Source organism: Sphingobium sp., assembly GCF_003248505.1.
In the GTDB taxonomy this organism is placed as follows: domain Bacteria; phylum Pseudomonadota; class Alphaproteobacteria; order Sphingomonadales; family Sphingomonadaceae; genus Sphingobium.
On record NZ_QFOA01000096.1, the window covers coordinates 1 to 9537 of the forward strand.

The 9537-nt window shown below is 61.3% G+C and carries 7 protein-coding genes; 4 read left to right on the forward strand and 3 right to left on the reverse strand.

The features are described 5' to 3' along the window. Window positions 1–152 precede the first annotated feature (152 nt). A complete protein-coding gene (locus DI606_RS18090; RefSeq protein WP_293985287.1) occupies window positions 153–389 on the reverse strand; it encodes a hypothetical protein in 237 nt (78 codons plus the stop codon). Between the two features lie 41 nt (window positions 390–430). Next, a complete protein-coding gene (locus DI606_RS18095; protein WP_293985288.1) occupies window positions 431–1360 on the reverse strand; it encodes a WYL domain-containing protein in 930 nt (309 codons plus the stop codon). Window positions 1361–1486: 126 nt separating this feature from the next. Between DI606_RS18095 and DI606_RS18100 the strand changes: the two genes are divergently transcribed. The 4 genes from DI606_RS18100 to DI606_RS18115 all read left to right on the forward strand — a co-directional run bounded on the left by DI606_RS18100 (window position 1487) and on the right by DI606_RS18115 (window position 6325). After that, window positions 1487–4822, forward strand: a complete 3336-nt coding sequence (locus tag DI606_RS18100) for a TM0106 family RecB-like putative nuclease (RefSeq protein ID WP_293985289.1) — start codon at window positions 1487–1489, stop codon at window positions 4820–4822. Window positions 4823–4869: 47 nt separating this feature from the next. Next, complete coding sequence (locus DI606_RS18105) at window positions 4870–5130, forward strand: hypothetical protein (RefSeq protein WP_293985290.1); 261 nt, start codon at window positions 4870–4872, stop codon at window positions 5128–5130. An 82-nt stretch (window positions 5131–5212) separates the two neighbouring features. Then, entirely contained in the window at window positions 5213–5539 is a 327-nt protein-coding gene (locus tag DI606_RS18110; RefSeq protein WP_293985291.1) for a DUF4062 domain-containing protein, read from the forward strand. Window positions 5540–5731: 192 nt separating this feature from the next. Beyond that, entirely contained in the window at window positions 5732–6325 is a 594-nt protein-coding gene (locus DI606_RS18115) for a hypothetical protein (protein WP_293985292.1), read from the forward strand. Between the two features lie 46 nt (window positions 6326–6371). Here DI606_RS18115 and DI606_RS18120 read toward each other — a convergent pair whose 3' ends face one another. Next, window positions 6372–9227 (reverse strand): helicase-related protein, encoded by a 2856-nt coding sequence (locus DI606_RS18120; protein ID WP_293985293.1) that lies wholly within the window; start codon window positions 9225–9227, stop codon window positions 6372–6374. Window positions 9228–9537: the final 310 nt, after the last annotated feature.

A 9537-nucleotide genomic window follows, 5' to 3' on the forward strand; every position in this document is an offset into this window, starting at 1 on the left:
CGAACGGCTTCCCGAGCTGCCAGTCGGCGCTATGGATGATCTTGAGCGTTCCCACGAATCACTCCTTCGTTTCCGTCAAGTAATGAGTCTCACAAGTGGATGACAGAAACTGTCACCCATCCGCGCTCGTGCGCGACAGAAGGAGCGCTTCGCTATTCGTCGATCGTCACTATGACGGTGTCGAAAAGGTCCTGCGCCCGGTCGCTGGTCTTGTGGGTGTTGGCCACGCGGTATCCGTCGCCCTCGTTGCGAAGCAGGTTCCTCGCGACGGCTTGGAACGCGTCCATCTCTGCGTCCGATCCGCCGGTCGGCCGGAAGGACGCGCCGGCCGCACTCCGACGGACCTGGAAGCCGGTTCCATTTTCGATGAGGTCGTCAAGGTAACTCATGCAGGCTCTTCCCACTTTAAATTCGCTAGTCGACGTCATCGTTAGGGCAGAGCCGGAAAGACGCGCCGGTATTCATGGACCATCTCGCGGAGCCCTTGCGGCGCCAAGACCTCCACGGCATCCCCCCACTGATAGAGGTGCCATGTCATCTCAAGGAACCCTGACGCCATGAAGCTGACGGTGAGCGATCCATCCTCTCCCTCCTCCGCGGACTGAGTGGGGTGGAAGACGAAGCGTCGCGCATGAGCGGCTGCATCCGGCGTGAAGCGCCAAACTACCTCACCGAACTCGCGTTCGCTCTCATATGAGCCGAAGCCCTTCTCGGCATGTCGTTTGAGATTGAATCCGGGATCTATCTCGAAAGATCCGGCGAGCATCTCCGCTTCGTAGATCTCTTCGACCCGGTAGTGTCGCAGATTGGCTTCCGGACCCTTGCCGGTATCCCGCGCGACAAGATACCGGCGCACGCCGAGCAGGAGGCCATGAGGGGCGACAATACGTTCGCTCGGCTCGTCCTCGTCCCGCCTCCGATAGATGATACGAAGTAGGTTCGGCCCCTTCAACGCTTCGTAGATCGCCTCCACAACGTCTTCGTCGGCGGCAGGCTGGGGTCCAGGACGGGCGGCGTGTCCGAGCGCCTCTAGGATCGCCTCCTTGTCCACGTCGAGCTTCGTTCCCTTGTCGGGCGGTATCAGCGCCCTCACCTTCCGCTCCAGGCTGCGAGCATGTGTGGCTTCCTTCGGCATGCCCGCGTGGTCCAGCTGAACGATAGCCTCCGCCAGTGCGACGAGTTCCTCGGACGAGGGTGTCAGGAGCGGAGCAATGGCACGAGCAGGAATGTTCCATCTCGCCCTTCGGTCATCGCCGATCGAATAGTCAGTCTGGGGGAAGGCAGCCTGCAGCGCGAAGGTCATACGCTGCGCTGTCCTTTCAGAGCATGCAAACTCCTCCTGGATGTCCTCCAGCGTCACGCCACGGCGTCCAGTCGCCAGCATCGCCAGCCTCAGCAGTTCCTGCGCTTTCGAAAAGGCCAAGACGATAACCCCGACAGATTTTGTCACCCATATATGCTATTCCGAGTCCAAAGGGGAATTATAATGCGCATGCTCGACGGAAAACTTCGCCTTTCCGCCTCCGACCTGATGCGGTTCAAGGGGTGCAGGCACGCCACGACGCTTGATCTGAGACTGATGGAAGTGGGCGACGTGAAGCCAGCGGCCGATGGTGACGAGGCGGTTCTGCTCCAACGTCAGGGCGACGCCCATGAGCTCGCGTTCCTCGAAGGCCTCCGCGAAACTGGCCGATCGATCGTGGAGATACCGAAGGACGGCATACCCCTTGAACGCTCGGTCGAACTCACGATCGAAGCGATGCATGATGGGCCGGACGTCATATTTCAGGGAGCGCTACTAGGCGGTGCCTGGGGCGGCTATACCGATTTCCTGGAACGAATTGACCGGCCGTCGGCAATTGGTCCCTGGTCCTACGAGGTGGTCGACACGAAGTTGAAGCGCAAGCCGGATCCGAAGCACGTTCTTCAGCTGTCCCTCTATTCCGACCTGCTGACGGATGTTCAGGAACTGCGCCCGGAAGCTGCGCACCTCCAACTCGGTGATGGTTCGCGCTTCTCCGTCCGGCTGGCTGACGTAGCCTCCTACGCCCGAAATGCCCGAAACGTCTTCGAGACGTTCCTTCACGAGCGTCCCGAAACCCGATCCGATCCCGTTTCCGGATGCAGCCTTTGCAGGTGGAAGGATCACTGCCGCTCCGAATGGGAAGAGACGGACAGCCTGTCGCTCGTCGCCGGCATCACCAAGTCCCAACGCGGCAAGCTCGAGGCATTCGGCATCTCGACTCTTAACGGTCTCGCTGATGTCGAAGGCAGGGTTCCGAAGCTGTCGCCTGAGGTGCAGTCGCGACTGACAACGCAGGCGAAGCTACAGCGGAAGCGCCGCGCAGGTGGTCCCCCCGGTTTTGAACTTCGCGACTTCCAGCCGGGCAAAGGCTTCGGTCTCCTGCCCCAGCCTGACGACTGTGACTTGTTCTACGACATAGAGGGCGACCCCTACTACGAGGGCGGTCTAGAGTATCTGCACGGCGTTTGGTTCCGCGACGAAGGGGACTGGGCGTTCCGCGCCTTTTGGGCTCATGATCGCGAGGCCGAAGGCCAAGCGGTCGCGGATCTACTGGAATTCTTCGTCGATCACCTGCGTGCGCATCCCCACGCACGGATCTACCATTACGCGAACTACGAGATTGCGGCGCTTCGCCGCCTGACGGCTGCCCATCGGGTGGGTGAGGCCGCGATGGACCAGCTCCAACGCGAACGTCGCTTCGTCGACTTATTCAAGGTCGTATCAGGATCGCTGATCGCCTCGGAGAAGGGCTATTCGATCAAGGACCTCGAGGCGTTCTACATGCCGAAGCGCGATGCAGACGTCGCCACGGCCGGTGCGAGCGTCGTGTTCTACGAGAACTGGCGTGAGACTGGTGACAACGCTCTCCTTGAAAAGATCTACGACTACAACAGGACCGACTGCATCTCGACGCAGCTGCTACGCGATTGGCTAGTCGCCGACGTGCGACCGGCCGACATGCCATGGCCAAGGTTGGGCGAAGTGCCCGAAGCCGGTGCGCTGTCAAACGTGGCGGAGGAGGACGCTGAGATTGACGCGCTTCAGACGCGATTGGTCCCCGTCCGAGCCCGACTAGGTGACGAAGTGGCCGATCTCCTCCTCGACCTGAACTTCTTCCACAAGCGCGAGGACAAGCCTGCCTGGTGGGCGATCTTCGATCGATTGGCTCAGGAGAGCGAGGATCTCCTCGACGACCTCGAATGCATCCAGGGGCTCGAAGCCATTGGCGACCCGGTGAAAGTGACCGCCAAGTCGTTCGAGCGGACATACCGCTTCCCGGCGCAGGAGACGAAGCTCCGTGCCGGCAAGAAGCCGTGCGTCAAGCCGGCTGCGATGCCCGAGGACATCGATCTCCGGGAGCTCGACGCCACCACTGGAACGCTGGTTCTGCGCCGCTCGACCGCAAAGGGCCCGCTTCCTGACCGGCTTGACCTCATTCCCGGCAAGCCCATCGCGAATGCCACGCTCCGCAATGCGGTGTCGGCAGTCACCGAAGACATAATCCAGGACACGGGTCGCGCGGTTGCAGTCGAGCAGCTCCTGACCCGTAATCCACCCGTCTTTCGCAGCGGCTCCCGCACAGCGGGGATCATCGACCCCAATGGCGACCTTCCTTCCCAAACGAGCGCGGCGATCGCGGACATGAACGGGACGACGCTCGCGATCCAGGGGCCGCCTGGAACTGGCAAGACCTATGTCAGCGCCCTTTCAATCGTTGATCTCATCCGCGCCGGCAAACGCGTCGCCGTCTCCTCCAACAGTCACAAGGCCATCGGCAATCTGCTCGAGGCGATCGCTGACCGGGCGGCAAGCGAGGGCGTCAAGTGCCGGGTCGTTCAGAAGGCGAACGACGATGGGGACGACGACTCTCATCCTGGCATAACGCTTGTTCAGTCGAATGATGCGCCTGAGATTGAAACCGCCGACGTGATGGGCGCGACGGCATGGCATTTCGCCCGCTACGATGCGCCGTCATTCGACTATCTCTTCGTAGACGAGGCCGGGCAGGTCTCACTGGCGAACATCATGGCGATGTCCAGAGCGGCGCGCAATCTCGTCCTGGTGGGCGATCCGATGCAGCTGCCGCAGCCGCTACAGGGGACGCATCCCGGACGCAGCGGTGAATCTTGTCTCGAGTATCTCATAGATGGGCATCGCGTCGTGCCGGAAGACAGAGGCATCTTCATGCCCGTAAGCCGCCGAATGCATCCGTTGATCTGCAGCTTCATATCCGCTGCGGTCTACGAGGAACGCCTCCATCCCGACGATGCGGCTGGCACCCAGGCGCTCCTTGGCGCTGACGGCACCTCACTCGTTGGAGCCGGCGTCAGGAGCGTAACCCATACCGGGCGATCGCAGGTCTGTCCCGAGGAGATCGACGCTATCGGGGCTCACATCGCTAAGGTTCTGGGGTCGACCTATCGCGGACGCGACGGCGCGGAACGTGTGGTCGCACATGGCGACATTCTGGTCGTCGCCCCCTACAATGCCCAAGTGAACGCGTTGCGTGCGGCACTGCCCTCAGGAATACGCGTGGGAACTGTCGACCGTTTCCAAGGTCAAGAAGCTCCGGTTTGCCTTGTGTCGATGACAACCTCGAGCGGTGAGGAATTGCCGCGGGACATCGACTTCCTCTTCTCCCTGAACCGCATCAATGTCGCCGTATCCCGCGCGCAGGCTTCGGCGGTCGTATTCGCCAGCCCACTCCTCCTAGAGACGCCGTGCAGGACGGTCGGGGAGATGACGCTAGTAAATGCACTTTGTCTCCTTCGAGAACATGGGGGTGACAGCTTCTGACACCCGCGCGTGCGAATCTCCTATTTATCGGAAGAAGGAGATCAGAAATGGGTTTCTCGGATATCGGACTGCGCCACATCGTCGACATTGACGGTCAGCTCCTCGGCATCGACGCCGAAGTGATCGACACCGCTTCTCTTCTTGCACGGGCAAACTGCCCCGTGGACAGTCTCGTGTGGATGGTGCGCGCCGGTGAGCGCGTGGCGATCGAGCCGAAGCAGCTCATCCGTCTCTCGGAGCAGGACGTTGTCTTCTTCGAAACCTCCGCCGCCCGCAACTGGTCGCCTTTCGAACTGATGGCGGCCTAGTCGACTGGATCAATCTGGGCGCCTCTCAGTTCGACCGGGAGGCAATTCCCTAATACGCCGCAAAGGCAGATTGGAGAGTCAGGTGAAGGTCTTCGTCAGTTCACTGATCACTCGCTACGAAGCGCTCCGTGATGCGGCACGAAAAGCGATCACGACCTTGCGCAACGAGGTCATCATGGCTGAAGACTTCCCCGCTCAGCCGAACTCGTCGCAGGTTGCCTGCCTTCAGGGCGGGCGGGCGGCCGACCTCGTCGTCCATATCCTCGGACCGGACTACGGTTTCGTTCCCCCTGGCTCAGCGATCTCCGCCACACATCAGGAATATCGGGAGGCGCGCGGGACTAAGCCGATCCTGGCATTCATCCAGCAAGGCGTGGAGGCGCAGCCCGAACAGAGCGCCTTCATCTAGGAGGTGCAGGCGTGGGAAGGCGGTCTTTTCCGTCGTGGCTTCAGGGATGCGACCGATCTGCACGAAGCCATCACGCAGTCACTTCACGACTACATTCTATCCAACGCGACAGGCCCGGTCGATCAGGAGGGTTTGATCGCAAAAGCGAAGGCGTTGATACCGGTCGAAAGGCAGAACCAGCATTCGGCAACGATGCTCGAACTCGTGATCGTCGGCGGCCCCTTCCAACAGATACTGCGCCCCATCGAGATGGAGAGCCCCGACCTCGGGGAGGAACTGCAACAGAAGGCGCTGTTCGGCGATAGCCGTCTCCTTGACCGGACCAAGGGGAGCGTCGTGGCTCTCGATGGTCCTGACCTCCTGGTCCAGCAGGATCGGGGCGGATCAATCCGACTGACCGAGCAGGGGGCGGTCGCGTTCCGCCTTTCGCTTGAGGACACCGAGACGAAGGACCGCATGAGCGGGTTCGGAGGCATGCTGATTATCGAGGAGATCGTGCGGGAACGCCTCCAGTCCGCACTTCGCTACGCTGCCGCGACCCTGGAGCGCATCGATCCGACACAGCGTCTAACGCACCTTGGGATCGCGGCATTCGTTTCCGGGGGTGAATACCGCACCTGGAAGACACGCGCACAGCAAACTTCCATGGGCGGCTCCCTTCAGATGGGGATGGGTCAGGCAGATCGGGCGCCAATCTCCATAGTCATCCGGCGGGCTGCGCTCCGACTGGATCGCACACCCCTGATCGAAGACATTCTCGTGCCGCTCCGTCGGCAGTTCTCGTAAATAGGGAGCCGGCAGCGAGGCGCCGGCTCCGCGCGGGAGTGCTTAATTAGCCGCCCAAGGCGTTGAGCAGCGACTGGACGCGCTGCAATCGCGAGGCTTCGGACGTCTTCTCCCGTAGAAGGTATCGGCCGTTTTTCTCTTCGAGACCGATCTGCCCAACATCAGCATCGAAGCCCCTTCTTGGGGTGAGCGCGATAGCAGCGGCGCCTGCATCAATGCGTTCCACCTGAAGCAGCTTGGCAGCGAGACGCACGCTCGCCCATCCGATCAGCCGCTCCGCAGCCTTCGGTAGCGGTCCGAAGCGGTCGATGAGCTCTTCCTCGAAGGCGTCGAGTTCAGTTTCCGTCTTCATGCGCGCCAACCTGACGTAGAGTTCGAGCCTGAGATCAAGTTCGGGAACCCAACTCTCCGGAAAACTGCCTTCCTCTCCAAGGTTCAGCTCGGGCGACCAATGTTCCACCGTCTCGCCACGCGCTTGCCGTAGCGCGGCGCCAAGGAGGTGCTGATAGAGCTCCGTGCCGATAAGTTTCATATGCCCTGCCTGATCGTCGCCTAGAAGGTCACCAGCTCCCCTCATGTCCAGATCGCGAGCACTGATGTCAAAACCGGCGCCGAGCCGATCAAAGGTCGCGAGGGTCCGCAGTCGCTTGAGGGTCTGCTCGCCAATCTTGTCTTCGGGACTGGTGAGGAGGATCACCTGCCCTCTCCGATTACCACGACCGACCCGTCCGCGCAGTTGATGCAGCTGAGCCAGGCCGAACCGATCGGCGCGCCAGACTATCATGGTGTTGGCGCGTGGCACGTCCAACCCGGCCTCTATTATGTTCGTCGCAAGCAGTATGTCCCCTTCGCCATCGGCGAAGCGAACCATCACCTCGTCTATGTCAGCGGCAGGCATCTTCCCATGGGCCCGCAAGAGCGAGAGGTCGGGGACGATGCGCGAGATCTTATTCGCCAGTCCTTCCATATCCTCGATCCGTGGCACGACGACGAAGCTCTGTCCGCCCCGTCCCTTCTCCCGCAATAATGCCGTCCGCGCGCGTATGTCGTCGAAGGTGTCGAGGCTGGTGCGGATTGGCTGTCGACGAGCGGGAGGCGTCGCGATGATGGATATCTTCTGCAGCCCGACCATCGCCATCTGAAGGGTCCTAGGAATGGGCGTCGCGCTGAGCGACAGCAGATGAATGTCCCCAGATCCCCGCAGCCGTGCTTTGTCGGAAGTGCCGAAGCGCTGCTCCTCGTCGATGACCACAAGTCCGAGGTTCCGATAGCGCACACCTTTGCCGGCTACGGCACCCGTCCCCACTACGACATGAATCGAACCGTCGGCGATACCCGCCTTGACCCTCTTCCTGTCGGCCGCACTCGACAGGCGGGACAGACCCTCGACCACGATACCCGAACCTTCAAACCGCCGGCGAAAGTTCTCCAGGTGCTGTCGAACGAGAACGGTAGTCGGCGCGGCGACGATGACCTGGAAACCTGCCAGCGCGGTCAACGCGGCCGCGCGAAGGGCAACTTCGGTCTTGCCGTAACCCACATCCCCGACGACTAGGCGGTCCATAGGCTTGCCGCTGGAAAGGTCATCGCGCACTGCGTTGATTGCCCTCGCCTGGTCAGCGGTCTCGTTGAATTCGAATCCATTCGCGAAACGCTCATAAAGCACTGGATCGGGATCCACCGCTGGCGCCGTGAGGCGCGCGCGGGCGGTGGCAAGTTCCGCCAGGCCCTTTGCGCTCTCTTCAATAGCATCCTGGATCGAACGACGGCGCTTCTCCCAGGACGATCCGTCTAACTTATCCAGGGTCACGGCGTCAGCGTCCGCGCCGTATCGCCAGATGCGATCCGCCTCGTCGATAGGGACAAGCCGTCTGGCTCCACCAGCATACTCCAGAGCGATCAACTCACTCTGCCCGGACTGACTGGCTGGCGAAGGCTCCAGACCCATAACCCGGCCAATCCCATGGTCCTCATGGATGACGATATCTCCGACACGAACCTCACACCTGACATAAGCCCATGGATCGGCCGCAGACGATGGTGCATTGGCGACCAACGCACGGCTCCCAAGCACATCTGCCGCAGCGACGACGACCCGCTCGCTGTCGATGAAGCCCTTTTCGACTGGAAGCTCGATTGCGGTGACGTCGCCAGAATGCATGGACACGAGGTCCGCCAGACTTGCAGCGCTGCCGATCTCGAGTGTCAGCTTCTTCGCGAGCCTGGGGCGTAGGAACCGCAGATCGCGCTCGCTTCCGGCTAGGACGAGGGCATGAGTCTTGAGCTTCGGCTTGATGAAGCGTGCCAGCGCCGTCGCTGGACTGCGCGCCTCTGCAAAGCGCGGAATTTCTTGAGCTTCGGCCTCGAGGTCGGTTAGTCGCCAAGGGGCCAGTGCTGCAGACCATTGTTCCTCGCTAAGCGCATCGATCTCTCGCTTCCCACGCTCCGCTGCGTCTTCAGCCAATCGGAGATAGCGCTGCCGTCGCCTATCTGCCTTTTCACCAAAAACGATGTTACCGGGCTGCAGGTGGTCGAAGATCGAAGCGGCTTGCTCCACCGGCGGCTCGGCGGCGCGGCCGATTTCGAGACTTTCGAGCTCCGACTTCGAGCGTTGAGTGATGGGGTCGTAGACGCGGATCGACACGATCTTGCCCTCCGCATGCTCAATCCGAGCCGGCGAGCCGGCGTCTGCCGGAAAAATGTCGATGACGTCACCCCTGACGGAGACCTCACCGGGCTCATCGATCCGGTCGTCGTGGAAATAGCCTAGGGATGAAACCAATTCAGAGAACTTCTCCGTTGCGATCTCGTCGCCCTTTCTGAGGGTTGGAGGAGCGCTATCGAAGGCTTCGGGCGGTGGGTAGCGTCTGCTGGCGGCCTCACCGCTGAGGACAAGTGCCAAAGAAGCTGGGGCCTTTCCAGCCTGTGCCGCCCGCAGCCGGCGAAGTGCCGCCACACGACAACCCGAATTAGCCGGTGATGCTGGGGCGTTGTCGCCTGGAAGTGCATCACTGGAGGGGAGGAATATCACCATGCCGCTGGGGAGCAGACCATTCAGGATGGCGGCCACCGTTTCGGCCTGCTGCTCATCGTCAGCTAGATAGACGATGTTGCCTGTCCGCCGTCAGCACCAATGGCACAGATTTGAGGTTGTGATTTAAGGAGGATCTGGGCTTCGTCGTAGTGACGAAGGAACGAAGATGAAGCCCAGA